At 52.6% G+C, this 23,331-nt stretch carries 28 protein-coding genes, 1 tRNA gene and 1 pseudogene; 12 read left to right on the plus strand and 18 right to left on the minus strand.

The window, feature by feature from the left end:
• Positions 1-150 precede the first annotated feature (150 nt).
• A complete protein-coding gene (locus O3681_RS06680) occupies positions 151-531 on the plus strand; it encodes a putative zinc-binding protein (RefSeq protein WP_036493928.1) in 381 nt (126 codons plus the stop codon).
• Between the two features lie 142 nt (positions 532-673).
• Here O3681_RS06680 and uvrD read toward each other — a convergent pair whose 3' ends face one another.
• Together uvrD and gap are read right to left on the minus strand one after the other, a co-directional pair.
• Entirely contained in the window at positions 674-2,881 is a 2,208-nt protein-coding gene (uvrD, locus tag O3681_RS06685) for a DNA helicase II (protein WP_371459575.1), read from the minus strand.
• A 100-nt stretch (positions 2,882-2,981) separates the two neighbouring features.
• Positions 2,982-4,010 (minus strand): type I glyceraldehyde-3-phosphate dehydrogenase, encoded by a 1,029-nt coding sequence (gap, locus tag O3681_RS06690; RefSeq protein WP_371459576.1) that lies wholly within the window; start codon positions 4,008-4,010, stop codon positions 2,982-2,984.
• Positions 4,011-4,785: 775 nt separating this feature from the next.
• Between gap and O3681_RS06695 the strand changes: the two genes are divergently transcribed.
• The 3 genes from O3681_RS06695 to O3681_RS06705 all read left to right on the plus strand — a co-directional run bounded on the left by O3681_RS06695 (position 4,786) and on the right by O3681_RS06705 (position 7,100).
• The gene (locus O3681_RS06695) at positions 4,786-6,321 is read left to right on the plus strand and encodes a sodium-dependent transporter (RefSeq protein ID WP_371459577.1); all 1,536 of its coding nucleotides are present in this window, start codon (positions 4,786-4,788) and stop codon (positions 6,319-6,321) included.
• Positions 6,321-6,413: a methionine/alanine import family NSS transporter small subunit gene (locus O3681_RS06700; protein WP_036493939.1), complete on the plus strand. Its 93-nt coding sequence runs from the start codon at positions 6,321-6,323 to the stop codon at positions 6,411-6,413. The genes O3681_RS06695 and O3681_RS06700 overlap by 1 nt, the downstream gene beginning before the upstream one ends.
• 309 nt (positions 6,414-6,722) lie before the next feature.
• The gene (locus O3681_RS06705; protein WP_036493933.1) at positions 6,723-7,100 is read left to right on the plus strand and encodes a hypothetical protein; all 378 of its coding nucleotides are present in this window, start codon (positions 6,723-6,725) and stop codon (positions 7,098-7,100) included.
• Positions 7,101-7,180: 80 nt separating this feature from the next.
• Here the strand turns inward: O3681_RS06705 and O3681_RS06710 are convergent, their stop codons facing one another.
• Together O3681_RS06710 and O3681_RS06715 are read right to left on the minus strand one after the other, a co-directional pair.
• The gene (locus tag O3681_RS06710) at positions 7,181-7,876 is read right to left on the minus strand and encodes an LrgB family protein (RefSeq protein WP_314458775.1); all 696 of its coding nucleotides are present in this window, start codon (positions 7,874-7,876) and stop codon (positions 7,181-7,183) included.
• Between the two features lie 15 nt (positions 7,877-7,891).
• The gene (locus O3681_RS06715) at positions 7,892-8,365 is read right to left on the minus strand and encodes a CidA/LrgA family protein (protein WP_250615074.1); all 474 of its coding nucleotides are present in this window, start codon (positions 8,363-8,365) and stop codon (positions 7,892-7,894) included.
• Positions 8,366-8,379: 14 nt separating this feature from the next.
• On the opposite strand from O3681_RS06715, the gene O3681_RS06720 reads away from it, so the two are divergent.
• Both O3681_RS06720 and mgtE read left to right on the plus strand, forming a co-directional pair.
• A complete protein-coding gene (locus O3681_RS06720) occupies positions 8,380-9,273 on the plus strand; it encodes a LysR family transcriptional regulator (RefSeq protein ID WP_371459578.1) in 894 nt (297 codons plus the stop codon).
• A gap of 244 nt (positions 9,274-9,517) precedes the next feature.
• Entirely contained in the window at positions 9,518-10,990 is a 1,473-nt protein-coding gene (gene mgtE / locus O3681_RS06725; protein ID WP_371459579.1) for a magnesium transporter, read from the plus strand.
• A 149-nt stretch (positions 10,991-11,139) separates the two neighbouring features.
• Here the strand turns inward: mgtE and O3681_RS06730 are convergent, their stop codons facing one another.
• Positions 11,140-11,406, minus strand: a complete 267-nt coding sequence (locus tag O3681_RS06730; protein ID WP_004518970.1) for a SemiSWEET family transporter — start codon at positions 11,404-11,406, stop codon at positions 11,140-11,142.
• 218 nt (positions 11,407-11,624) lie between these two features.
• On the opposite strand from O3681_RS06730, the pseudogene O3681_RS06735 reads away from it, so the two are divergent.
• Positions 11,625-12,154, plus strand: a pseudogene (locus O3681_RS06735) (IS1595 family transposase); the annotation flags it as partial.
• Between the two features lie 20 nt (positions 12,155-12,174).
• Here O3681_RS06735 and O3681_RS06740 read toward each other — a convergent pair.
• On the minus strand, positions 12,175-12,558 hold the full coding sequence (locus tag O3681_RS06740) for a hypothetical protein (RefSeq protein ID WP_004518967.1): 384 nt from the start codon (positions 12,556-12,558) through the stop codon (positions 12,175-12,177).
• A gap of 207 nt (positions 12,559-12,765) precedes the next feature.
• Here O3681_RS06740 and thiE point away from each other — a divergent pair, with 207 nt between their 5' ends.
• From thiE to O3681_RS06760, 4 genes are read left to right on the plus strand one after another with little or no spacing between them, the layout of a single operon-like run.
• Positions 12,766-13,383, plus strand: a complete 618-nt coding sequence (gene thiE / locus O3681_RS06745) for a thiamine phosphate synthase (protein ID WP_371459580.1) — start codon at positions 12,766-12,768, stop codon at positions 13,381-13,383.
• 42 nt (positions 13,384-13,425) lie between these two features.
• Positions 13,426-13,620, plus strand: coding sequence for a sulfur carrier protein ThiS (thiS, locus tag O3681_RS06750; protein ID WP_004518965.1), 195 nt, complete (start codon positions 13,426-13,428; stop codon positions 13,618-13,620).
• 58 nt (positions 13,621-13,678) lie between these two features.
• Entirely contained in the window at positions 13,679-13,972 is a 294-nt protein-coding gene (locus O3681_RS06755) for a YciI family protein (RefSeq protein WP_371459581.1), read from the plus strand.
• A gap of 54 nt (positions 13,973-14,026) precedes the next feature.
• Positions 14,027-14,815: a thiazole synthase gene (locus O3681_RS06760; protein ID WP_371459582.1), complete on the plus strand. Its 789-nt coding sequence runs from the start codon at positions 14,027-14,029 to the stop codon at positions 14,813-14,815.
• Between the two features lie 71 nt (positions 14,816-14,886).
• Here O3681_RS06760 and O3681_RS06765 read toward each other — a convergent pair whose 3' ends face one another.
• The 9 genes from O3681_RS06765 to O3681_RS06805 form a co-directional block, all read right to left on the minus strand.
• On the minus strand, positions 14,887-15,648 hold the full coding sequence (locus O3681_RS06765) for a uracil-DNA glycosylase family protein (RefSeq protein ID WP_371459583.1): 762 nt from the start codon (positions 15,646-15,648) through the stop codon (positions 14,887-14,889).
• Positions 15,642-16,085, minus strand: a complete 444-nt coding sequence (gene rimI, locus O3681_RS06770) for a ribosomal protein S18-alanine N-acetyltransferase (protein WP_371459584.1) — start codon at positions 16,083-16,085, stop codon at positions 15,642-15,644. Before rimI ends, O3681_RS06765 begins: the two co-directional genes overlap by 7 nt.
• The gene (tsaB, locus tag O3681_RS06775) at positions 16,082-16,789 is read right to left on the minus strand and encodes a tRNA (adenosine(37)-N6)-threonylcarbamoyltransferase complex dimerization subunit type 1 TsaB (protein WP_371459711.1); all 708 of its coding nucleotides are present in this window, start codon (positions 16,787-16,789) and stop codon (positions 16,082-16,084) included. Before tsaB ends, rimI begins: the two co-directional genes overlap by 4 nt.
• Positions 16,790-16,918: 129 nt before the next feature.
• A complete protein-coding gene (locus O3681_RS06780; protein WP_371459585.1) occupies positions 16,919-17,593 on the minus strand; it encodes a glutathione S-transferase family protein in 675 nt (224 codons plus the stop codon).
• Between the two features lie 8 nt (positions 17,594-17,601).
• Entirely contained in the window at positions 17,602-17,997 is a 396-nt protein-coding gene (locus tag O3681_RS06785; RefSeq protein WP_371459586.1) for a hypothetical protein, read from the minus strand.
• Entirely contained in the window at positions 17,998-19,164 is a 1,167-nt protein-coding gene (locus O3681_RS06790) for a beta-ketoacyl-ACP synthase III (protein ID WP_371459587.1), read from the minus strand.
• A gap of 19 nt (positions 19,165-19,183) precedes the next feature.
• Positions 19,184-19,429 (minus strand): GNAT family N-acetyltransferase, encoded by a 246-nt coding sequence (locus O3681_RS06795; RefSeq protein WP_036493959.1) that lies wholly within the window; start codon positions 19,427-19,429, stop codon positions 19,184-19,186.
• A 34-nt stretch (positions 19,430-19,463) separates the two neighbouring features.
• Positions 19,464-20,372 (minus strand): dialkylrecorsinol condensing enzyme, encoded by a 909-nt coding sequence (locus O3681_RS06800; protein ID WP_314596119.1) that lies wholly within the window; start codon positions 20,370-20,372, stop codon positions 19,464-19,466.
• 308 nt (positions 20,373-20,680) lie between these two features.
• A tRNA-Phe gene (locus tag O3681_RS06805) sits at positions 20,681-20,756 on the minus strand.
• Positions 20,757-20,960: 204 nt separating this feature from the next.
• Here O3681_RS06805 and O3681_RS06810 point away from each other — a divergent pair.
• A complete protein-coding gene (locus O3681_RS06810; RefSeq protein ID WP_315039560.1) occupies positions 20,961-21,521 on the plus strand; it encodes a hypothetical protein in 561 nt (186 codons plus the stop codon).
• Positions 21,522-21,568: 47 nt separating this feature from the next.
• Here the strand turns inward: O3681_RS06810 and coaD are convergent, their stop codons facing one another.
• The 3 genes from coaD to O3681_RS06825 all read right to left on the minus strand — a co-directional run bounded on the left by coaD (position 21,569) and on the right by O3681_RS06825 (position 23,314).
• Positions 21,569-22,081 (minus strand): pantetheine-phosphate adenylyltransferase, encoded by a 513-nt coding sequence (coaD, locus tag O3681_RS06815; protein ID WP_371459588.1) that lies wholly within the window; start codon positions 22,079-22,081, stop codon positions 21,569-21,571.
• A gap of 106 nt (positions 22,082-22,187) precedes the next feature.
• Positions 22,188-22,874 carry a Bax inhibitor-1 family protein gene (locus tag O3681_RS06820; RefSeq protein ID WP_371459589.1) on the minus strand — a complete coding sequence of 229 codons (687 nt, stop codon included), beginning with the start codon at positions 22,872-22,874 and terminating at the stop codon, positions 22,188-22,190.
• 164 nt (positions 22,875-23,038) lie between these two features.
• Positions 23,039-23,314, minus strand: coding sequence for an oxidative damage protection protein (locus O3681_RS06825; RefSeq protein WP_039861863.1), 276 nt, complete (start codon positions 23,312-23,314; stop codon positions 23,039-23,041).
• Positions 23,315-23,331: the final 17 nt, after the last annotated feature.

A 23,331-nucleotide genomic window follows, 5' to 3' on the forward strand; every position in this document is an offset into this window, starting at 1 on the left:
TGAGTTATGATGCCTTTTAATATATAAATGGATAAGCCGTAGGCCGTCTGAAAAAAAGAAAATGGGTCTGCATACCACGCATGATGCACTCGACAGACTGACCATGGGTGGACACATAAAGATAAAAACCGCTACCGAAGGAAATAGAAAATGCCCAACCGTAATGAGCTTCCCTTGATTTATTCTTGTTCCGGATGCTCCGATGTGGCGCAGCTGGCCAATAACACTGCCGTAGCGCTCGACCATGCCGGAGAATTTGAAATGTCGTGCATTTCCGGTGTGGGCGGCAAAGTCGCGCCGTTGGTTCGCAAAGCGCAGTCCGGACGGCCGATGTTGGTTATTGACGGCTGTCATCTGCATTGTGCCAAATCGTGTTTGGAAAATGTGGGCGTCGAAATCCCGGAAGGGCATCATGTGAAACTATACGAACTGGGCTACAAAAAACGCTTTGGCAAAAGCTATGACGAGGCTACGGTAGAAGAAGTTTATCAATATGTTTTGACGAAGAAGAAAGATACCTTCAGCAGCTAAATGCCTTGATTTGCGATTGTTATTTAATATGAAGGTATGATTTAAAAGTGGTTTGAATGTAACAAAGGCCGTCTGAAAACGGATAGCAATTTTGAGCTAAAACGTTTTCAGACGGCCTTTATCATTCCAAGCATTCTAATTTCTACATCTCTTCCAATTTTGCAAACTTGGTGTCCAGCTCTTTCACGCCCTGTTTGCCGAAGTTGATGGTCAGTCGGGCGGATTCGCCTTTGTCCACGGCATCGATGATGACGCCGGTGCCGAATTTGGCGTGGCGGACGTTTTGGCCGATGCGGAAGCCTGCGTAGGTTTGCGGCTGTTTGAAGTCATCGATGATTTTGTCCCGTTGTACGGTAGTTGGGCGTGTATTGCCGTAGCTGTCGTAGGCGGGTTTTTTGACGGATAGGTAGTGCAATACTTCGGGTGGGATTTCTTCGACGAAGCGGGAGACGATGCCGAATTGGGTTTGTCCGTGCAACATGCGTTGTTGTGCCATGGTGATGTAGAGGCGTTTGCGGGCGCGGGTGATGGCGACGTACATGAGGCGGCGTTCTTCTTCGAGGCCGCCGCGTTCGGCGAGGCTCATTTCGCTGGGGAAGCGGCCTTCTTCCATGCCGGTGAGGAAGACGGCGTTGAATTCCAAGCCTTTGGAGGCGTGGACGGTCATCAGTTGGACGGCTTTTTCACCTGCGCCTGCTTGGTTTTCGCCGGATTCGAGGGCGGCGTTGCTTAGAAAGGCGAGGATGGGGAAGGCGGGGTCGTCTGAAATGTTTTCAGGCAGGGTTTCAAAGTTGCTGTCTTCGGGTTTGAACTCGATGGCGGCGTTGACGAGTTCGTCGAGGTTGTCGAGACGGTCTTGGTTGTCGCCTTTTTGGGTTCGGTAGTGTTCGGTCAGGCCGCTGTCTTTGAGGATGCCGACGATGATTTCGGACAGGGGCAGTTGTCCGACTTGGTTGCGCAGGGCTTCAATCAGGCGGACGAAGGCGGCGATTTTGGTGGCTTTTGCGCCGGCGTTGCAGGCTGCCTGCCAGAGGGTGATGCCTTGTTCGTTTGAGGCCGTCTGAAGGTTTTCGATGCTGCGTGCGCCGATGCCGCGCGGTGGGAAGTTAATCACGCGCAAGAGGGCGTTGTCGTCGTCGGGGTTGACGGCGAGGCGCAGGTAGGCGAGGGCGTGTTTGATTTCTTGGCGTTCGTAAAAGCGCAAGCCGCCGTAGATTTTGTAGGGGATGCCGCTGCGGAACAGGCTTTGTTCGATAACGCGGGATTGGGCGTTGCTGCGGTAGAGGACGGCGATTTCGTCCAAATCCCAGCCTTCGCGTTCGAGGGCTTTGGTTTCGTCCACGATGAATTGGGCTTCTTCGAGGTCGGTAAAGGCGGAGTAGTAGCGGATTTTGTCGCCAGCTTCGGCGTCGGTGCGCAGGTTTTTGCCGAGGCGTTCGTCGTTGTTTTCGATGACGGCGTTGGCGGCGGCGAGGATGTTGCCGACGGAGCGGTAGTTTTGTTCGAGTTTGACGGGCGCGTCGATGTGGAATTCTTCCATCAGCGCGGTCATGTTGCCGACGTTTGCGCCGCGGAACCGGTAGATGCTTTGGTCGTCGTCGCCGACGGCAAAGACGGCAGCATTGTTGCCGGCAATCAGTTTCAGCCAGGCGTATTGCAGCTTGTTGGTGTCTTGGAACTCGTCGACCAGAATGTGATTGAAGCGGTTTTGATAGTGTTGGCGCAGGATTTCGTTGTTTTGCAGCATTTCGTAGCTGCGCAGCATGAGTTCGGCAAAATCGACCACGCCTTCGCGTTGGCAGATTTTGTCGTATTCGGCGTAGCACTCAATCATGCGGCGCGTGTGCGGGTCGGGCGCGCTCAAGACGGAAGCGCGCAAGCCGGATTCTTTTTGCGCGTTGATAAAGCCTTGCAACGAACGCGGCGCGATGATTTCTTCGGCGATGTTGAGGCTTTTGAGCAGGCGTTTGATCAGGGAAAGCTGGTCGCCGCTGTCGAGGATTTGAAAGGAAGACGGCAAACCGGCATCGCGGTGGTGCAGGCGCAAAAAGCGGTGGCAGAGGCCGTGGAACGTGCCAAGCCACATGGCGCGGACGTTGACGGGAATCATTGCGCCCAAACGGGTTTGCATTTCTTTGGCGGCTTTGTTGGTAAACGTTACCGCCATAATGCTGTGCACACTTGCCTGACCGGTTTGCAAAAGCCATGCGATGCGCGTGGTCAGTACGCGCGTTTTGCCGCTGCCTGCGCCTGCCAGAACGAGGGCGGATTGCGGCGGCCAGGTTACGGCGGAGAGTTGTTCGGGGTTTAAGCCTTGCAGGAGGTTGGGGGCGGATTCGTTGGGAAACATGAAGAGGCCGTCTGAAAATAAATGGGAATGCGATATTTTAAAGGAAATACAAAAGGCCGTCTGAAAAGATGTTTCAGACGGCCTTTGTGTTAGAAGCCGATTAGAACGGACGTACTTCCAAACCGAACATACGGCGCGCGGTGTTCAGCATTTGGCAGCTGAAGCCCCACTCGTTGTCGTACCATGCGAACACTTTAACCATTTTGCCTGCGGTGACTTTGGTCAGCGTAGAGTCAAATGTGCTGGCTTGGGTAGTGTGGTTGAAGTCCATGGAAACCAGTGGTAGGGTATTGTAGGCCAATACGCCTTTCAGACGGCCTTCTTCGGAAGCGGCTTTCATCAGCGCATTGATTTCTTCGACAGAAGTCTCGCGGCTTGCTTGGAAGCTCAGGTCAACCAGGGAAACGTTGACGGTCGGTACGCGGATGGCGAGGCCGTCGAGTTTGCCTTTCAGGGCAGGCAATACCAAGCCGACGGCTTTTGCCGCGCCGGTTTTGGTCGGAATCATGTTTTCCACGCCGCTACGCGCACGGCGCAGGTCTTTGTGGCGTACGTCGGTTACGGTTTGGTCGTTGGTCAGCGCGTGGATGGTGGTCATCACGCCGTTTACGATACCGATGTTTTCGTTCAACACTTTGGCCACAGGTGCCAGGCAGTTGGTGGTACAAGACGCGTTGGAGATAACGGTCATGTCGTCGGTAATCACGTCGTCGTTTACGCCGTAAACGATGGTTGCGTCAACGTCATCGCCGCCGGGAGCGGAAATCAGCACTTTTTTCGCGCCGCTTTCCAAGTGGATTTTGGCTTTCTCTTTGCTGGTGAACGCGCCGGTACATTCCATGACCAGGTCAACGCCCAATTCGCCCCATGGCAATTCGGCAGGATTGCGGGTGGAGAAGTAAGGGATTTTTTTACCGTTGATGATGAGGTGTTTTTCATCATGGGAAACATCGGCGTCAAAGCGGCCGTGAACAGTGTCAAATTTGGTCAGGTGGGCGTTGGTCTCGATGCTGCCGCTGGCGTTGATGGCAACGATGTCGAGTTGGTCTTGCAGTTTGTAGTCGAAAATAGCGCGCACTACTTGGCGGCCGATGCGGCCGTAACCGTTGATGGCAACTTTGATACCCATGGCTTTTCCTCTTCTTTTGGGTTTGGGTTGTGGATTGAATGGCGGCAATTATAGCAAAAATGTAGTGTTGTGTAATTAATGTTTTATTGAAATTTTTTGGTTTGATTATTTTTGATTGTAGATGATTAGAGTAGAAATACAGGTTTAAATTTAATGTTATTTAATATTTTCTGAAATTTTATTTTTATTAATTCCATTTTTTGGTGTTTCATGTCTGTTTTAAATCATGGTAATGAAGAAAACGGGAAAAGGCGGATTGTTTTTGTTTATATTAAACGGAATTTTGGGACGGTTTCTTGATTACAACATGCAACAGTGAAATTTTCAGACGGCCCGGATTGGACGGAAGGAAAACAGGCCGTCTGAAACATTTTGATGACGGGGGATTTGAATGCGTTGGGTTGCCGCTTTTCCTTACGGGATAAGGGAAAGGCGGTTTGCGGCGAGGGCGGTTGTCAGTGGGAAGGGAGGGAAAAACGGGGCTTAGGTGTTGCGTTTGGCTTGTATATAAAGAAGTGTATGAAGATTTTAGTCGTAGTGCATGAAGATTTTCCTTGCGATTTTAATGCAATACTGACTTGCCAACAGTGTTAAATTTTTTTACGATAAGGTCAGATTATGTTTGCATGGCCATAAGCGGTGCATTCTTTAAATACCGGATATTATCCTTGTCCGAATATCTATTTTAACCGGCCGGTTTGTCCGACCTGATTCCTAAATATATACGCGCAAGGCCGGGAGGCCTTGACGACACTCGATTTTTAAGAGGTTCATTGTGTCAAATTCTCAATCCAGCGAACGCGCGACGTTTAGCAGTCGCCGTGCCTTTATGTTTGCCGCCATCGGCTCGGCCGTGGGCTTAGGCAACATTTGGCGTTTCCCTTACATCGCCTTCGACAACGGCGGCGGTGCTTTCGTCCTCCCTTACTTGGTTGCGCTGTTGACGGCAGGTATTCCGCTGTTGCTGCTCGACTACGCCATCGGCCACCGTTACCGCGGTTCGCCTCCTTTGGCCTTCCGCCGCCTCGGCCGTTGGTTTGAGCCGGTGGGTTGGTGGAACTTCCTGACCAACGTCATCATCTGTATCTACTACGCCGTGATTGTCGGCTGGGCGGCAAGCTATGCCTATTATTCTTTGACTTCGGCATGGGGTACGGATCCGCAGGCATTCTTCTTCAAAGACTTCCTGCAAATGGCCGATGCCAAAGACTTGGGCTTGGATTTTGTCGGCAAAGTGGCCGGCCCACTGATTGCCGTTTGGGTGTTTACGCTGGCGATTATGGCTTTAGGCGTGCAAAAAGGCGTAGCCGGTGCGTCCACATTCTTCATGCCTTTGTTGGTAGTGATGTTTGTCATCATGGTGGGCATCGCCCTGACCCTGCCGGGTGCGGCAAAAGGTTTGGACGCTTTGTTTACGCCTGATTGGAGCCGCTTGGCGGATCCGAAAGTCTGGGTAGCCGCATATGGCCAGATCTTCTTCTCGCTCTCCATCTGCTTCGGCATCATGATTACTTATTCTTCTTACCTGAAGAAAAAAACCGACTTGGGCGGCACTGGCTTGGTTGTCGGCTTTGCCAACAGCAGCTTTGAGTTGCTCGCCGGTATCGGCGTATTTGCCGCATTGGGCTTTATGGCTCAAGCCGCAGGCAAAGAAGTCAGCGAAGTGGCATCCAACGGTATCGGTTTGGCGTTTATTGCGTTCCCGACCATCATCAACCAAGCCCCTATGGGTGCGTTGATCGGCGTGTTGTTCTTCGGCTCGCTGGTGTTTGCGGGGGTAACTTCTATGATTTCCATCGTTGAAGTGATTGTGGCCGCAATTCAAGACAAAATGAACATCGGCCGTGTCAGCGCAACGATGATTGCAGGCGTTCCCATGGCGATTATTTCCACCTTGCTGTTCGGTACGACCACCGGCCTGCCTGTGTTGGACGTGTTGGACAAATTCATCAATACTTACGGCATTGTGGCTTCCGGTTTTGTTTACGTTTTGGCGATTGTCTTGTTGAACAAGCTGCCGGAACTGCGTAATCACTTGAACGCGCTGTCTTCCATCCGTGTCGGCAAAGTGTGGACCGCCAGCGTGGTGGTTACCGTTGCTATGCTCGGCTATATGCTTTATCAGGATACTGCCGGCCTCTTAAAAGAGAATTACAGCGGTTATCCTGACAGCTTCCTCAATATCTTCGGTTGGGGTATGGTGGGCGCCATCCTCGTATTGTCGGTCTTGCTGTCGTTCTTGCCGTGGAAACACGGTCAGGGCTTCAACGTCAAAGACGAACATGAACACGAACGTGAAGGAGAAGAATAATGAGCACTTCAGCTATTGTCATGATGCTTGTCGCACTGATTGTCATTTGGGGCGGATTCATCGTCTCCGTCCTGCGCCTGCCTAAAGAATAAGACTTGAGCAAATGAAAGGGCCGTCTGAAAGTCATTTTTCAGACGGCCTTTTTGCCGCATAGCAAGGGGACGGAAGAGGGTGAATCATCTTGGTGGACGGCATGGGCGAGATTTTTGATAATGGATGACCGGGTATGATGTATAAATTATATCTATTTGTTTTAAAAAGATTTAAATCCGATTATCGTGTTAATAAACCGTTGTTCCCTTCAATCTTTGCCCACTGTTTTCTTTATTCTAGAATAAAGTCCGCAATGCCTTTTATGAGGCATTAGGTACAGTATCCGTTTATTTGTTAAGGAGAATTTCATGGCTAAAGTACATCAACCAAGTAAAGAAAGTGATTCTGAAGATTTTGTTATCCGCCTCGATCCGCGCGAGTGGGACGGTACTTTTTCAGGGGAAGGCAAAGGTCCTAATGACGGTTATGATGATGACCATATCATCCGCCTTGATCCGCGTGAGTGGGAAGGTTTTGAGCCTGCACAACCGGCCGCGAAGCCGATATTGGAATCCAAAGCTTTTGATGGCGATGAACTTTTGAGCCGTGTGTTTGGTGAGGCTGATCCTCTTGATTCTTCTGCCGGTCTTTCCTCAGACAATGCGACCTATTCAAGCAATGGTACAGGTTCATCTGCGTTGGATACCATTCATGATTTAGCAGAGGCTTCTATTTTTAAACTGTAATCGTTCCATAATATAAAAGGCCGTCTGAAACCGATATGTGTTTCAGACGGCCTTTTTGTGTATGGTCATCGGGACGAAGCCTAACTCATCATCCAAATTACCAAATGCACCATGGTTGGTCCAAACAATACCATAAACAGTCCGGCCAAAATCATGGTCAGACTCGCCATGACGCCTTCGGTTTCGTGGCGTTGTCCGGCGCGCGATGTGCCGAAGCCGTGGGCGGCATTGCCGAATGCCACGCCGTTGGCAGTGTGGAAACGGATGCGGGTAAAGGCCAAAAACAGGTCGCCGAATATCATGCCGACAAAGCCGGTGATGATGGTGAACAGGGAAACGAGCGAAGCGGAGCCGTGGATTTCGCTGGCGAGGACGACGGCAAACGGCGTGGAGATAGAACGCGCCATCAGGCTGTTGGTCACTTCGTTGTTGAAGTGGAACATATGGCTCATGAGGAATGCGCTGACTACGCCGACAAACATACCCACCATAATGGCGATGGAGAGGATGGGCAGCTGGTGGCGGATGACTTCGCGGTTTTCATAAATGGGGACGGCAAAGGCAACGGTAACCGGAGTGAGCAGGAAGACGATGCCTTGGGTATATTTGTGGTAGGTGTCGTAATTGATGCCGAATGCCAGCAGCAGGAGGATGGTGCTGACGGAGACGGTAACGACGGGGGAGAAAATCATTAAGGGTTTTTTGCGGTGGATTTTTTTGGCAACGACATAGGCAAAGCAAGTCCAGATGAAGCAGGCAAGGGCGGTGTAGTCCATTTTTATTCTCTATTTTTAGGAGTGGAGTTTTTTGTAGAGGCGGCGTTTCCAGCGGTAGCAGAAATCGAGGGTCAGGGCGGTGCTGATCATCACGAGCGCGGTACCGACGGCGATGGTCAAAATCAGCTGCCAGCCTTCGGACATCAGCAGGTCTTGATATTGCAAGACGGAAACCATGATGGGGATGAAGAAAAAGACGAGTTCGCCCAATGCCCATTTTGCGCCGCGGTCAACCATGCCCGGGCGGATGATGCCGAGCCCCAAAAGGGCGAGCATGAGGAACAAGCCCAATACGCCTGAAGAAATAGGCAGATGCGTGAAGCGGACGATAAGGTCGGAGACGCCCCATACTGCGCCGATAATGGCAAGCTGCAAGGCCGTCTGAAAAAATCTGGTGAAGGAATCCATGATATGGGTGTGTGTTGAATGAAAGGCTTGATTATAGAAACCTGGTTTCTGCATAATATGAATTATTAAACGAATAATCATGCCTTAGAGGAATAATGGATTTCAAAAGCCTGTATTGTTTTGCCGAACTCATCCGCCTGCAAAGTTTTTCGGCCACGGCTTCAGCGTTGAATTTGACGCAGCCGACGGTCAGCAAAATCATTCAGGCTTTGGAAGAAGAATTGGGCGTGCCGCTTTTGTGCAAAGAAAACGGACGCAAAAAGCGGCAGGTGCAGCCGACCGCAATCGGCGAAGAAGTCTATCGCCACGCTTTAAACCTTTTGCACGAACGCGATTTATTACTTGCGCGCATTGACGATTACCGCCATGTCAAAAGCGGGACGCTGCGTTTGGGTTTGGCCTTGTTCGGCAGCGATTTGCTCGGGCAGGCTTTGTTTGATTTCCACCACAAATGGCCGGACATCGAATTGTCGTTTTTGGAACAAGGCTCACTCGCCATCGAGCAATCCCTGCGCAACAACGAACTCGATGCCGGGCAGCTGCTTGCGCCGGTTCACGAAGACTTCGACAGCATTACTTTATGCGACTATCCGTTGGTGGTTTTGATGCCGAAAAATCGGGCGAGACACGCTGCGCTGACGCTCAAAAGCCTGCAACACGAGCCCTTCATCCTGTTCGGTGCAGGGTTTTCCCTCAACGAAACCATTCAGACGGCCTGCCGCAATCAAGGTTTTACGCCCAACGTTGTCTGCCGTACCGGACAATGGAATTTGGTCGCCGACATGGTGGCGCACAATATGGGCATTGCCCTACTGCCCGAATACTATGCCCGAAAAATCAATCCCGATGTCTTTGCCGCCATTCCTTTGGTCGACCCCGAGATCCGCTGGCAGCTCACCATGGCATGGAAAAAACACCAACGCCCGACGCCGGCCTTAAGGGCTTGGTTGGACGTGGTCAGGGAAGCGTTCGGCAGGCGAAACAAATAAAATCAAATCATCAGGCCGTCTGAAAAAAAGGGTGTCGTTATCACCCGGTTTCAGACGGCCTTTCCCGTTAAAAATGGTAAAACGGCCTAAAAAAGAGTAGAATATGCACCGTTTACAACTCTGCGCCTCTCAGCAGGCTCGAATTATGGACCTTCCCAGTTCGCCTTTGAACTTCCCATCTGATACACAACAACAATAATCATCCCGCCGAAATGCCTTCCCGCGTCCGGCGGGCGGAGCATTTATGAGCATCGAACAAACCCCTCCGAATCTCGACAATACCCCCGACAATGATGTGGTAGAAGACCGCATTTCTGATGATCGCATCTCTGACGATATCGACCGCATCCACGTCTTATGTGAAATCCTCGAGCCGTCCTTTGAACAAATCGAAGCAGGCGTGCCGATTGAAGACGAAAGCCTGCGTGACAAGTTCACCGAGCTGACCGTCCTCTTGGCCGAGTTGCACCCTGCCGACGTGGCCGCCGTCTTGGAATCCCTGCCGCCGCGCGAGCGTAACATCGTCTGGCTTTTGGTCGCCCCTGAAGACGACGGCGAAGTCTTGCTGGAAGTATCCGACGCCGTACGCGAAACGCTGATCGAGTCCATGGACAAAGACGAGCTGTTGGCCGCCGTCGATGATTTGGACGCAGACGAATTGGCAGAACTGGCAGACGACCTGCCGCACCAAGTGGTGTACGAAGCGCTGCAAACGCGTGATGAAGAAGAACGCGAGCAGGTCAAAGCGGCGATGTCTTACGAAGATAACCAAGTCGGCGCGATTATGGACTTTGAATTGGTCAGCATCCGCGCCGATGTGGCGTGTGAAGTCGTGTTGCGCTACTTGCGCCGTTTCGACAGCCTGCCCGACCATACCGACAAGATTTTCGTGGTCGATGAAAACGACGTGTTGCAAGGCGTGCTGCCCATCCGCAAACTCTTGGTCGCCGACCCCGAAGACATGGTGGCGGACGTGATGGCCACCGATGTCGTGCGCTTCCGTCCCGAAGACGACGTGGAAGAAGCGGCACAGGCGTTTGAACGTTATGACTTGGTCACCGCGCCGGTTGTCGATGAAAACAAAAAGCTGATCGGCAGGATCACCATTGACGAAATGGTGGACGTGATCCGTGAAGAATCCGAAGCCGACATGTTTAACATGGCCGGTTTGCAAGAAGAAGAGGACTTGTTCGCCCCGATTTGGGACTCGGTGAAAAACCGCTGGATGTGGCTTGCCATCAACCTGTGTACCGCCTTTATCGCCAGCCGCGTAATTGGCGCATTTGAAGGCAGTATCGAGAAAATCGTCGCACTGGCTGCGCTGATGCCCATCGTCGCCGGCATCGGCGGCAACTCCGGCAACCAAACCATCACCATGATCGTCCGCGCCATGGCAATGGGACAAATGACCAGTACGCAGGCAGGCCGCCTGCTGAAAAAAGAAGTCGGCGTCGCCCTCGTCAACGGCATTATTTGGGGCACGGTAATGGGCGTGATTTCATGGCTGCTCTACGGCAACATCGGCATCGGTTTGGTCATGGTGGCCGCGATGACCTTGAACCTTTTGCTGGCCGCGACCGTCGGCGTCCTCATTCCCGTCATGATGGACAAAGCCGGACGCGACCCGGCATTGGGCAGCTCGGTGCTGATTACCGCGGTTACCGACTCCGGCGGCTTCCTGATTTTCTTGGGATTAGCAACCATGTTCCTGTTGTAATAGGAAAAAAAAGACGTGTTCGATACGTCCTTTTCAAACCGTTTAAAAGGCCGTCTGAAATTTCAATTTTCAGACGGCCTTTGCTGTTTTTTAAAGCTTTACATCATGAGGGCGTTTAGTTTTGGGGCTGACGTAGATTAGCCCCTTGTTTAAAGCGAAGTCAGAAAAGTCAGAAATCCCAATATCACGCCGACTGCGTTGGGTATAATCAGAATCCAGTCTTTCCGGGGTTCTTTGCTCCAACCGTACAAAACCCAAATCAGACAGGATACTGCTGCAAACAGGGGTTGCCACGGCTGCGCCTTTGCCCCTTGCATATTGGCGATAATTTGGGGGATATAGGCGACAAATACGAAAATACCTATTGCCGCTCCTATGCTGCCGACAACGGTATTGAATTTTGCTTTGCTTATCATGCTGGTAAGTCTCCTTTTAATATGAAAATCGAGGCGGTAGATAATATGGGCAGGCTGACTCAGCCGAGGGAACAGCCGCAGCCGCAATGATGTTCGTGGCCTTGGCCATGTTCGTCCGGATCTTCGGCAAGCAGGGCTTCGTAGTCGCCGCTTTCAATCAGGCTGACCAGTTCTGCCGGACTTTCCGCGCCTTCTACCTAGTCGCAGGATAAATAACTCTATTCTACCGCAAAATATGTATGTCATCATCCATCATTTGGCCTTGGCTGCCGATGAGGTTTTCGAGGGCTCTGTCGAGCTGGACGAAAGCTATTTCGGCGGACAGCGTAAAGGCAGACGTGGTCGAGGTGCGGCAGGAAAAGTGGTTGTCTTCGGCATTCTGAAACGCAACGGACGGGTCTATACCGTTGTGGTGGATAATGCCAAGTCTGAAACGTTATTCCCTGTCATCAAAAAGAAAATCATGCCGGACAGCATTGTTTACACGGATAGCCTGAGCAGCTATGATAAGTTGGACGTGAGCGGTTTTATCCATTACCGCATCAACCATTCCAAGGAATTTGTCGACCGTCAGAACCACATTAACGGCATTGAGAATTTTTGGAATCAGGCAAAACGTTTCTTGCGAAAATACAACGGAATCGATCGCAAATCTTTCCCGCTGTTCTTGAAAGAATGCGAATTTCGATTTAACTTCGGCACACCGTCTCAACAGCTTAAAATCCTGCGAGATTGGTGTGGAATTTAGGGCTAATCTACGTCAGCCCCTTAGTTTTTGATGACGTTTACGGCGTAATGGGCAGTAGTGTTACGGCGGGCTTGGGCGCGCATCATATAGACCTGCACTTTATATTTGCCCGATTGGGTAGCGATACCGTCAAATTTATCGCCTTGTGCCGAACCGTTAAATACGGCTTCATCGTCTTTGGGTGCCCATACGTTGAAATAGGCGTTAGGGCTGCCGGTTTTACTGATGCGCAGGCGGTCGCCCTTGCGTACGGAGAACAAATGCTCGGCGGTTTGATAGCCGGTGATTTTGCCGGAAAAACGCTGCTTGGTTTGTTTGTGTGCCGAAGCTGGTTTTGAAGCTTCCGCTTTAGGCGTGGCGGCATTTGAATAAGTGGTAAACAGTAAGGGAAGGGCGGCTAACAAGAGAAATTTTTTTCATGGGTTGGGTCTCCGAATGTGGGGCGCCAATATGGCACTCATTTTGATAACCCATCAGTATGTTCATATTTTTATAAAGCCAAAGCCGAATAGGGCAATATTCATTTTTTCAATCAGGCCGTCTGAAAACAAATATTATTCAGACGGCCTTTTCTGATAATATAACAACGAATTATTCCTTTCGGAGCCGTTATGACCTTCCCGCCACTCAAATCTCCCCTGAAATTTTACGCCGTTGTTCCCACTGCTGACTGGGTCGAGCGCATGGTCAAAGCAGGTGCCGACACGGTGCAACTGCGCTGTAAAACCCTGCATGGTGACGAGTTGAAACGCGAAATCGAACGTTGCGTCGTAGCCTGTCAAAACAGTGCAACCCAGCTTTTCATCAACGACCACTGGCGCGAAGCGATTGCCGCAGGTGCATACGGCGTGCATCTCGGGCAGGAAGACATGGACACTGCCGACCTAGCCGCGATTGAAGCTGCCGGTTTGCGCTTGGGCTTGAGCACCCATTCCGTTGCCGAACTCGACCGCGCCTTGTCCGTATACCCCAGCTATGTCGCCAGCGGCGCGATTTTCCCGACCACGACCAAGCAAATGCTGACCGCCCCGCAAGGTTTGGATAAACTGCGCGAATACGTCAGACAGGCACGCGGCACGCCCGTCGTCGCCATCGGCGGCATCGATTTGAACAACGCCGAAGATGTGCTGGCAACAGGCGTTTCCTCACTTGCCGTCGTCCGCGCCGTGACCGAAGCGGAAAATCCCGAAGCGGTGGTTAAAGCATTTCAGGCTTTGTGGAATGAATAAGGCCGTCTGAAAATAAGAAGTCTGACAAGAGGAGCAAACATCATGAAGATCATATTAAACAATGAAGCCATCACATTAAACGGCACAACCGTTGCCGACCTTATCGCCCAAACCGCGCCGCAAAAACCGTTTGCCGTTGCCGTCAATACCCAATTTGTCGCCAAAGGCGCGTATGCGGAAACGGTTTTGAACGAAAACGATAAAGTGGACATTGTGCGCCCGGTAGTCGGCGGATAAGCGGTTTTACTGCGTGTATAGCTGCGCTATTGGTTTAATGCTGAGAAAAGGAAAAGAAATGTTTATCGCATCGTTGGAATATATGAAAGACTTGGCTGCGGTTGAAACCTACCTGGCCGAGCATATTGCGTATCTCGAACGGTATTATCAAGCAGGTGTATTTGTGATGTCTGGACGCAAACAGCCGCGGACGGGCGGCGTTATCCTGATGAAAGCATCAGGTAGGGAGCAGGTGGAAAAGTTAATTGCAGAAGACCCGTTTCACCGAGAAGGCGTGGCGAAATACACGATTACCGAGTTTATTCCGACCAAGGTCGCCGAAGGACTTGAAAATTATTTGGAAACTATCTAAACCGATTTTTCAGAAGGCTATTGCCCCAAAAATAATATTACAAAGGAATCCATCATGTTTACCCTATATGGAGAAACTTTCTCTTCACGGCTGCTGCTCGGTACGGCTGCTTATCCGACGCCGGAAATCCTCAAGCAGTCTGTCCAAATCGCGCGACCGGCGATGATTACCGTTTCATTGCGCCGTGCCGGCAGCGGCGGCGAAGCGCACGGGCAGGGTTTTTGGTCGTTGTTGGAAGAAATGGGTGTGCCTGTGTTGCCCAATACAGCAGGCTGTCAAAGCGTGCAGGAAGCCGTGACTACTGCGCAAATGGCACGCGAAGTGTTTGATACCGATTGGATCAAGCTTGAACTTATCGGCGATGATGACACGTTGCAGCCCGATGTGTTCCAGCTTGTCGAAGCGGCGGAAATCCTGATTAAAGACGGCTTCAAAGTGCTGCCTTATTGCACTGAAGACCTGATTGCCTGCCGCCGCCTGCTCGACGCAGGCTGTCAGGCGTTGATGCCGTGGGCGGCGCCGATTGGCACGGGTTTGGGCGCGGTTCATGCTTATGCGCTGAAAGTCCTGCGCAAACGCCTGCCCGACACGCCGTTGATTATTGATGCCGGTTTGGGTTTGCCTTCGCAGGCGGCACAAGTGATGGAATGGGGCTTTGACGGCGTGTTGCTGAATACCGCCGTTTCCCGCAGCGGCGATCCGGTCAATATGGCACGTGCTTTTGCGCTTGCGGTCGAGTCGGGCCGTCTGGCTTATGAGGCGGAACCTGTGGAGGCGCGTGAGAAAGCGCGCGCCAGTACGCCGACGGTGGGCCAGCCTTTCTGGCATTCGGCGGAATATTGATAAACATTAGGGCGTGTCGAACACGCCCTTTTTTATTGGTGGAAAACCTGATTTTAGGTTGAACAGAATGTTCAGACGGCCTTGGCCAAAAGCTGTTTCAATGGCTTTAAGATTTGCCATGCCTGCGCTTTGAGTTGCGGCTGCATCAGCAGGCGGGCGGGGTGGGGAATGACGAAATGCGGCCGCTTCCCGCACAATTCGTTCATCAGTCCGATCATGTCGGGGCTGTCGAAGATTTTGCCGAGAAACAAGACTGCGCGCGCTTGCGATGCGGTCAGCTCGTTTTGCATTTCGGCAAGCTCGGAGCGGATGTGTTCGGCATCGGGCAGGGCGGTGAACACGGGCGCGGTTTTGACCCATGCGGTTTTGTGCGCCTGCTCGGGTTTGAGGCCGATGGCGGCGAGGATGTTGTCGAGAAGCGTGCCGACGTCGCCGCTAAAGAGCGTGCCGTGCAGGCTGTCTTCGGTGGACGGACAAATGCTGACCACCATGATTTCAGACGGCCTGATGGTTACGTCAAGACGGGGCAGATTGTCTGAATGCGCGGCTTTTTCTGTTTTTGCCGGTGTTTCGGCCATGGCTTTGGGCGTCGCTTCGGGAACGCGGACAGCAGGTTTGGCCGTTTGCGCAGTGGCAATGGCGGCGGTGCGTGCCTGATGGGAGCCTGCGGATAAAGTGCGCACGGCTTGCGCGGTATCGGCGGCAATGGTTTTGGGGCGGACGGGCGCGGCTGCGGCTTGGGGCACGGCATGGATGATTTTGGCGTTTCGGTTCAGCCACATCGGGCCCAAGCCCAAGGCTTCGTGCAGGTGCAGGTAGCGGCTGCTTAACATGATTTCTCCATCAATACGGCATCTTCGCTGCCACCGTCGGGCAGGGCGTAGTAGTTTTTGCGGCGGCCGCAGGTTTGGAAGCCGTGTTTTCGGTAGAGCTGTTGCGCGGTTTCATTGCTTGCGCGGACTTCCAATAATAATCGGGTTGCGCCTTGCTGTTGCACTGCGTTTTGCCAGTGTTGCAGCAGGGCGGACGCAATGCCTTGGCGGCGGTATTCGGGCGCGACGGCAATCAGGTGCAGCTCGGATTCGTCAAACACGGTTTGCCATACGATAAAGCCGGTAATTTGGTGGTCAGTCTGGCTGAGCCAAACGCTGTCGGGATGGTGTTGAACCGCCGATTCAAACTGCTGCGCCGTCCACGGCGAAGGATTGCCTTGTGCGTCGATGGAGGCAAGGGTGGGGCAGTCGGCAAGTAAGGCTGGGCGCAGGTTCACGGTTTGGCCTTTTGTTGGGCTTGCTCTTGCGCGGTCAGGGCAATTTTGTTGCGGACGTAGAGCAGCTCGGCGTGCGCCGCGTCAGTAGCAAGATAGCGGCCGCTGCGGGCAAGTTTGAGATAGTCGGCGGCGGTCGGCATATCGGCTTGACCGTCAAAAGGCGGTTTGTCGGCGAGGGCAAAGGCATTGCCGATGCCGCCGCTAGGCGTTTTGCCTTCGGGCGCGTTAATGGCGGCGGCTTTGCCAACCGTGTAATCGCTCAAGCGGACGTGGTTTTGCGTATCAAACCATGCGTAGAACACTTCGCCCATACGCGCATCGGTGGCCGCCAGTACGCAGCTTGATGGCGGCAGCAGTGAAGCGGCAGCGTCGAGGCAGGGAATGCCGATCATGGGCGTGTCAAACGGCGTGGCCAGACCTTGTGCAACCGCCGCGCCGATACGCAGGCCGGTAAATGCGCCGGGGCCTTGTGCATAAACGATGCAGCCCAAATCGGCGGCCGTGATGCCCGCTTCTTTGAAGAGGCGTTCGATTTGCGGCAGGATTTGTTCGGATTGCTTGGTGCCGACGTTTTCGTGAAACAGGCAGATTTCGCCTTGATGTTCCAATGCGATGGACAGAAAGGATGTGCTGGTGTCGATGGCAAGAGTCGGGCGGTTGTCGGTTGGCATGGTGTTATTTTTTAGAAGGATATAGGTTGCCATTATAGTGGAACGGCGAGGGGGAACAAAACATTCGGGCGGCGCGTTGGTAAAAACGCCGTTTGCCGCAAAGCTATTCGATAAGTGAACCAAGGTTTCAGGCCGTCTGAAAATATTTCAGACGGCCTTGTTTTATTTGTCGAGTTTCAATAAAGGCGAACCTGCTTTTTCAACGGCGCGGCGGTAGGCTTCATGCGCCTCGATGCGTTGCAAATAGGTGCGGATATTGGGGTAGTCGGCAAAATCGAAGCGGTCGGCCGCGGCTTGCAGCGGATAGCTCATCATGATGTCGGCACCGCTGAGACTGTTGCCGACCAACCATTCGCGGTTTTCCAACTCGCTGTTGATGTGGGAAAGATGCAGCGCGGCTTGCGGATGGATAAAGCTGCTTTTGACGCTACCGCTGATTTTGCGGGCAATCGGTTTGATGAAAAACGGCATGGGCGCGCTTTCAATCCGGCGGAACACCAGCCCGAGCAGCAATAACGGCATCAGCGAACCTTCGGCGTAATGCAGCCAGCGTTGATATTGCCAGTATTCGCGGCTGCCGCGTTCGGGCATCAGACGGCCGTTGCCGTAGGTCTGAATCAGATAGTCGGTAATCACGCCGCTTTCCGCCAAGATAAAGCCGTCATCATTCAATAAAGGCGATTTGCCCAAGGGATGGATGGCCTTGAGTTCGTCAGGGGCGAGCAAAGTGTCGGGATGACGGCGGTAGGTTTGCAGGCGGTAAGGCGTACCGAGGATTTCAAGCAGCCAAACAATGCGCAGGGCGCGGGATTGGTCGAGCGAATGCAGGGTAATCATGAGGGACTTTAAATATCGGTTTGTTTGAGGCCGTCTATGCTGATTTGGCAGGCATCGGCGTATTTTTGCAGGGTTTTAGCCGGTAGTTTGGCGAATACTTCGGGACGGAAATGCCGACGAAGCTGCCATTTCCATACGCCTGCCGCCATGGACAAGCCGGTTTCATCATAACGGCAGCGAAACATATGGTAGTACAGCGGCGAATATTCGCCTTTTTCGACAGCTTCGCGCGCGGCCTGCGTTTGGGCATCGAGTTCGCACACCGCCATTTCGGTGGCGTAGGATTCGTCCTGCCAACCGTTGCTGGTGGCTGCTTCGTAGTGGCCGTCGCGGGTGCCGTAGATGACTTTGCGGTGGCCGTGGTAGCTGGCGCTGTTGTCTTGAGGGATGTCGTCAATCTTCATTCAGACGGCCTTTACTGCTTCCAAAAGCATGAAACATGTTGAAAAACGGCCGCTTTCTGGAACGTAACACAGGATTTTTTGGCCGTGTTCGATGGGGAAAGTGCGCAAAAATTCTTCAAGGATGATGTAAATCGAGGCCGAACCCGTGTTGCCTTTGTTGTGCAGATTGGTAAACCATTTTTCCTGCGGAATATCGAAGCCGATGTTTTTCAGGCCGTCTGAAAGGCGGTCGCGGAAAAAGCCGGAAGAGTAGTGGGGCAGGAACCAATCGATTTCTTCGGCGCGGATGCCGTGTTTGGCGGCGATTTGGGAGAGAGGTTTTTCCACTGTATAGCGGACGATGTTTTCGTTTAGCAGTTTGACGTCCTGCTTGACCGCCATCAGGCTGTGGCGGCGGCCGTAATCGGCATCGGTGTGTTTCCAGCCTTCAAATACGCCGTCGCGGAATTCTGCGCCGGCATACATGCAGGGCGGCATTTCGTTGGCGTAGGAAAGCAGGTCTATCCAATGGATTTTCAGGCTGAGGCCGTCTGAATTGGGGCGGTCGGACAGATACACCGCGCCTGCGCCGTCAGACAGCATCCAGCGCAAAAAGTCTTTTTCAAAACCGATTTCGGGAGAGGCGTTTTCCAGTTTTTTATGGTCGGTTTCACTTTGGAACACTTCGCCGCGCATGACCGCCGAGGCGTTTTCGGAGGCAACGGAAACCGCATGTGCGTGTTCGCCGGTACGCACGGCATTGTAGGCGTGTTTCATTGCCGCCATCCCTGCCGCGCATACGCCTGCCATGCTGAACACTTCGCAAGGCGGCATATCCAGCAAACCATGCACCATTACGCCGTGTCCGGGCATGGTTTGGTCGGGATAGGAAGTGGCGCAGGCCAGGCTGCCGACGGCTTCTGCTGGAACGCCTTGGGCAAACAGGCCGTTGACCGCTTCGGCGGCCAACTCGGCATTGGTGTGCGTCGTGCGGCGGCTTTCGGGATTGATGGCGTAATGGCGCGACAAAATGCCGTTGGAACGCAAAATCATGCGGCGCACGCGTGAAGGCACATCGCCTGCCATGCCGAGGACGGCTTCCATTTCGTCGTTGCCGACGGGGGCGTTGGGCAAGAAGGCAGAAACGCGGTTGAGATAAACGTCTTTGAGTGTGTTATTCGATGTCATGATGTGTTTGTCAAAATAATCAACCGATAAACCGCGCCGCGTAGTCGCAGCTTGCAGTCAACGGGATATGGTGTGTTTCGGCATATTCCATCAGCGCGTCTACCAGCAGTTTGGCAATGCCGCGATGACGGAAGTTGGGCGAGACCTCGGTATGGTTTACGTCCCAGCCGCCGTTGTGTTCGGTATAGCTGATATAGCCTGCTTCCAAACCGTCAATATCGATTTGAAAGCGACGGCGTTCGGGGTAGTGGATTACTTCGGGCATGATGGGTTCCTGGTTTGAGGCCGTCTGAAACAGATTATCTGCCTGACGGTTGCTCATAATAATCTGCCAGCTTTTTCAGACGGCCTTTGAGCAGCGGATGCAGCAGTTTTTTCAAAATCACGCTGACAGGCAAAACCACCAAAATCATCACCAATAAAAAGACGATGTAGAAGCACAGCAAGGCACGGCGCAAAAGTGGAGAAATACGGCCTGCCGCCATCAAAAGCCTGCCCCAGACGAAGAAGCTGCGGCCGGCGGCGCGTTCGCTGAAAATCAGTTTTTCATTCACTGTCACTGCGCCCATGTTTTGAAACAGGGTTTCGTCCAAAGGCTGTTGGTTTAACAGCGCATCGCGCAATTTCGTCCCAAACCGCGCCGTATCCGCCAATTCTTCTTCAGCAATGCCGGCGGAGGGCAGGGAGCGGAAATAGCGTTTGTCGCCGGTCAGCATCCAGGCAGGCGTGGTAATGAAACTTGCCGCGCTGTTGCAGGCATCGATTTTTACGATGTTGCCGATGAGTTTGGCGCCGTTTTGTTTCAGCAAAGATTTCATTTTTTCCTGCGCGCCCAGCCACATATTGCGGCAGCCGATAAGCGTGATGACCGGTTTGCCGTCCAGCAGCCGGCGCGTTTCTTCGCGTTGTAAAAAGGCGGTCATCGGTTGCGAAGGGGAGAGGAACCAAACAGTGTAGGCAATAACCACCACATCGTAATTTTCGGACGGAATGTGCGGCGGCAGAATCGGAGCGGGTTTTAAATGGACGGTTTCCGGAAAGGTATCGAAAAAACGCCAAAACGGCCACGGAAACGGAAACGCCTGCTCCGGTACGATATTGACGCAATCGACCTGTATGCCGGTTGTTTGCAACGGCGCGGCAAAATTTCGCGCCAGGCTGGAGAGCTGCCCCGTTTGCGAGTAATGCACAATCAGCACTTTTTTCATTATCTTCCCTGCAATGAGTAAGTTATGGTTGGTTTGGACGGTATTATATAGTAAACCGACCGGCCTTGAACTTTATTCATATTCAGTATGTTCGCGAAGGTTTCAGCCGATTTGGATGGAAGCGCCGTATTCTGTCGGAATGGGGCGGTAAAGCGGATTTTTATGCCATGCCAACATGAACAACGGCCGTCTGAAATTTTTCAGACGGCCTTGTGTGGAAATCGGGACGCATGGTCTGGGACGTGATTTGCGCTAAGTATGGCGTGCAAATCGTATAGATAAAAAAATAACCGCTTCAAGGCGGTTGGTGGTGGCCAGAGGCGGAATCGAACCGCCGACACACGGATTTTCAATCCGTTGCTCTACCAACTGAGCTATCTGGCCTTCGCGTGTTTCGTTGCGAGATGTGAATTAAACCAAATTTCGTTGCCTTGTGCAAGCGTTTGTAGGCTTTATTTTTGAGGCGGTAAATTAAGATTTTGTTTTGTATTGAATTATTTTTCGTTGTAATTGGCGGTTTTTAGGTTTGCCGGTTTGATTTTCAGACGGCCTAAGATACAATCGGCTTTTTTGCTTTGGATTTATGCCATGCTGTATGTGTTTGTTCGTGATATGTGGGATGTTTTGCGTTTGCGCTATCGTTCGCCGGAGACGTATTTGTATTCGCCTTTGGTGATGGCGGCGGTGTTGCTGCTGTTGGGTGTGGTGAACGCGGCCAACATGTCGCCTTTGTTTGGCAGCGGTGCGGCGGCGGTGTGCCTGTCGGTGATTTTGGTGATGGTGAAATGGTTGGTGTTGAGCCGCTCGATGCGCAAGGTGCTGCATTATTACGGTGCGCCCCGGCTGCCTTTGTGGGGCTTTATTTTGGTGTCTGAGGCTTTGCTCTTGCCGCTGTTGCTGGTGTTGTATGTGCCGGCGTTGGCTGCGTTTGCGCTGTTGTGGCAGGCTTGGGTGTTTGTGGTGCAGGTACGCGGTTTGATGTGGATGGGGAATGCAACGGTAGGCCGTGTTTTGGTGGGCTATGTGTTGTATGGTATCGGCGTGCTGTGCGTGGGTACGGTGATTTTGATGCTGTTTATTGCCGCCGGTTGGTTGGACATGGAAACGTTGAATCAAAACCTGCAGGCGTTGACGTCTGCCCGTAAATAATCAATGAAAATTGGAAGGCCGTCTGAAATGTTCGGACGGCCTTTGTTTTATGTGTTTGTTTCGTGGTCTTGCAGGATTTTTTGATAGACGGGGTCGGGGAGGTAGCGGCCTATCATGTCGCGCCAGCCTTGTGGGCCGACCAGGCCTTTGACCATGGTGGAGGATACTTCGGCTATTTCGCGCGGCGGCATCAGGAAGACGGTGGAGATTTCGGGGGCGATGTCGCTGTTGATGTAGCGCATCGAGCGTTCGTATTCGTAGTCGGCGGCGGAACGGATGCCGCGGACGATAAAATTGGCTTTGGCTTCGCGGGCATAATCGACCAAAAAGCGGTTTTCAAACACGCTGATGCGGACGTTGGGGAAGGGGTGGGTAATGGCATCGAGCATGGCGCGGCGTTCTTCTATGGTGTAGGTGTTGCGCTTTTCGGGGTTGGTGCCGATGGCGACGATGAGTTCGTCAAAGAGGGATTGGGCTTCCTGTATCATCCACAGGTGGCCGAGGGTAGGAGGGTCGAAGCTGCCTGCGTACACGGCACGGCGCGGAGTGGTCGTGGTCATTTTGAGTTGGGAATGGGGTTTGTGTACGTTCAGGATAGGGGAGTTTGCCGGTGATGTCAAAAATCAAAAAGGCCGTCTGAAATTTCAGACGGCCTTTGTGGCTTTATCAGTCGTCACCGCTAATAGAGATGAGGATTCTCAAGAGGCTGCTGAAAATGTTGTAGATGGAGATGAAGATGGTCAGCGCCGCGCTGATGTGGCTGTCTTCACCGCCGTCGATAACGGCACGCACCTGCCACATAATCATCAGGGAGCTGAAGACAACGAAGCCGGCCGCGATGGTCAGGCTTAGGGTAGGGATGTTGAGGAAGATGTTGGCCACAACGGCAATCATGAGCACGATCGCACCGGCACCGAGGAAGCTGCCGAGTTTGTTCATGTTCATTGTGGTGCGGCGTGCCATGGCGGACATGGTGAAGAATACACCGGCGGTCATGGCGGCGGCCGTACCGACGATTTGCGCGCCGTTGTTAATCGCCAGGGCGTATTGCAACATAGGGCTGATGGCAAGGCCCATGCCGAAAGTGAAGATCATCAACAGGGCTACGCCGACGTTGCTGTAACGGTTTTTCTCGATCAGGAAGGTCATGCCGTAGAAGAAGCCGAAGAAGGCAGCCAGGGCAATCCAAGATGAACCGAACATGGAGAAAATGTTAAAGCCTGTTTTGGCGGAAAAGAATGCGCCGGCAACGGCAGGAATGAAAGACAGGCCGAGCAGGCGGTAGGTTCTTTGCAGGACGGTATTTTTGGCAACCGAGCCTTGCGAGGTATAGTCGTAAACGTCGTTTTGCATGGCGTTTGCTCCAATATAGATTGAGAATGAATGAAATTTGGATTCTAACAGAGAATCATGGGTTTGTATGATTTATCTGTTCTATTTGCCTAATATGCGGGGCAATCGGGAATTTTAAAGGCCGTCTGAAAATCGGGTTTCAGACGGCCTTGGCTTTTCAATGCTTATTTAGGCTCTTGCGGAACATAGCCTTGTACGGCATCTGCTCCGTCGCCGAAGAAGTATTGTTCCATCTGCTGTGCGAGATATTCGCGTGCGCGCGGATCGGCAAGGCTTAAGCGGTTTTCGTTGATCAGCATGGTTTGGTGACGGGTCCAAGCCGTCCATGCTTCTTGGGAAACGTTTTCAAAAATGCGTTTGCCCAATTCGTTGGGCAGCGGCGGAAATTTCATGCCTTCGGCTTCTTTGCCGAGTTTGACGCAGTGAACCATACGGGTCATGGCGGTTTCCTTATGAT

The sequence above is a fragment of the Neisseria sp. 27098_8_158 genome, from assembly GCF_041433145.1.
In the GTDB taxonomy this organism is placed as follows: domain Bacteria; phylum Pseudomonadota; class Gammaproteobacteria; order Burkholderiales; family Neisseriaceae; genus Neisseria; species Neisseria subflava_E.

Coding starts and splice junctions, on each gene's coding strand:
- O3681_RS06680 (WP_036493928.1), top strand. CDS start 151: ATGCCCAACCGTAATGAGCTTCCCTTGATTTATTCTTGTTCCGGATGC.
- uvrD (WP_371459575.1), bottom strand. CDS start 2,881: ATGTTTCCCAACGAATCCGCCCCCAACCTCCTGCAAGGCTTAAACCCC.
- gap (WP_371459576.1), bottom strand. CDS start 4,010: ATGGGTATCAAAGTTGCCATCAACGGTTACGGCCGCATCGGCCGCCAA.
- O3681_RS06700 (WP_036493939.1), top strand. CDS start 6,321: ATGAGCACTTCAGCTATTGTCATGATGCTTGTCGCACTGATTGTCATT.
- O3681_RS06705 (WP_036493933.1), top strand. CDS start 6,723: ATGGCTAAAGTACATCAACCAAGTAAAGAAAGTGATTCTGAAGATTTT.
- O3681_RS06710 (WP_314458775.1), bottom strand. CDS start 7,876: ATGGACTACACCGCCCTTGCCTGCTTCATCTGGACTTGCTTTGCCTAT.
- O3681_RS06715 (WP_250615074.1), bottom strand. CDS start 8,365: ATGATTATTCGTTTAATAATTCATATTATGCAGAAACCAGGTTTCTAT.
- O3681_RS06720 (WP_371459578.1), top strand. CDS start 8,380: ATGGATTTCAAAAGCCTGTATTGTTTTGCCGAACTCATCCGCCTGCAA.
- mgtE (WP_371459579.1), top strand. CDS start 9,518: ATGAGCATCGAACAAACCCCTCCGAATCTCGACAATACCCCCGACAAT.
- O3681_RS06730 (WP_004518970.1), bottom strand. CDS start 11,406: ATGATAAGCAAAGCAAAATTCAATACCGTTGTCGGCAGCATAGGAGCG.
- thiE (WP_371459580.1), top strand. CDS start 12,766: ATGACCTTCCCGCCACTCAAATCTCCCCTGAAATTTTACGCCGTTGTT.
- thiS (WP_004518965.1), top strand. CDS start 13,426: ATGAAGATCATATTAAACAATGAAGCCATCACATTAAACGGCACAACC.
- O3681_RS06755 (WP_371459581.1), top strand. CDS start 13,679: ATGTTTATCGCATCGTTGGAATATATGAAAGACTTGGCTGCGGTTGAA.
- O3681_RS06760 (WP_371459582.1), top strand. CDS start 14,027: ATGTTTACCCTATATGGAGAAACTTTCTCTTCACGGCTGCTGCTCGGT.
- O3681_RS06765 (WP_371459583.1), bottom strand. CDS start 15,648: ATGTTAAGCAGCCGCTACCTGCACCTGCACGAAGCCTTGGGCTTGGGC.
- tsaB (WP_371459711.1), bottom strand. CDS start 16,789: ATGGCAACCTATATCCTTCTAAAAAATAACACCATGCCAACCGACAAC.
- O3681_RS06780 (WP_371459585.1), bottom strand. CDS start 17,593: ATGATTACCCTGCATTCGCTCGACCAATCCCGCGCCCTGCGCATTGTT.
- O3681_RS06785 (WP_371459586.1), bottom strand. CDS start 17,997: ATGAAGATTGACGACATCCCTCAAGACAACAGCGCCAGCTACCACGGC.
- O3681_RS06790 (WP_371459587.1), bottom strand. CDS start 19,164: ATGACATCGAATAACACACTCAAAGACGTTTATCTCAACCGCGTTTCT.
- O3681_RS06795 (WP_036493959.1), bottom strand. CDS start 19,429: ATGCCCGAAGTAATCCACTACCCCGAACGCCGTCGCTTTCAAATCGAT.
- O3681_RS06800 (WP_314596119.1), bottom strand. CDS start 20,372: ATGAAAAAAGTGCTGATTGTGCATTACTCGCAAACGGGGCAGCTCTCC.
- O3681_RS06810 (WP_315039560.1), top strand. CDS start 20,961: ATGCTGTATGTGTTTGTTCGTGATATGTGGGATGTTTTGCGTTTGCGC.
- coaD (WP_371459588.1), bottom strand. CDS start 22,081: ATGACCACGACCACTCCGCGCCGTGCCGTGTACGCAGGCAGCTTCGAC.
- O3681_RS06820 (WP_371459589.1), bottom strand. CDS start 22,874: ATGCAAAACGACGTTTACGACTATACCTCGCAAGGCTCGGTTGCCAAA.
- O3681_RS06825 (WP_039861863.1), bottom strand. CDS start 23,314: ATGACCCGTATGGTTCACTGCGTCAAACTCGGCAAAGAAGCCGAAGGC.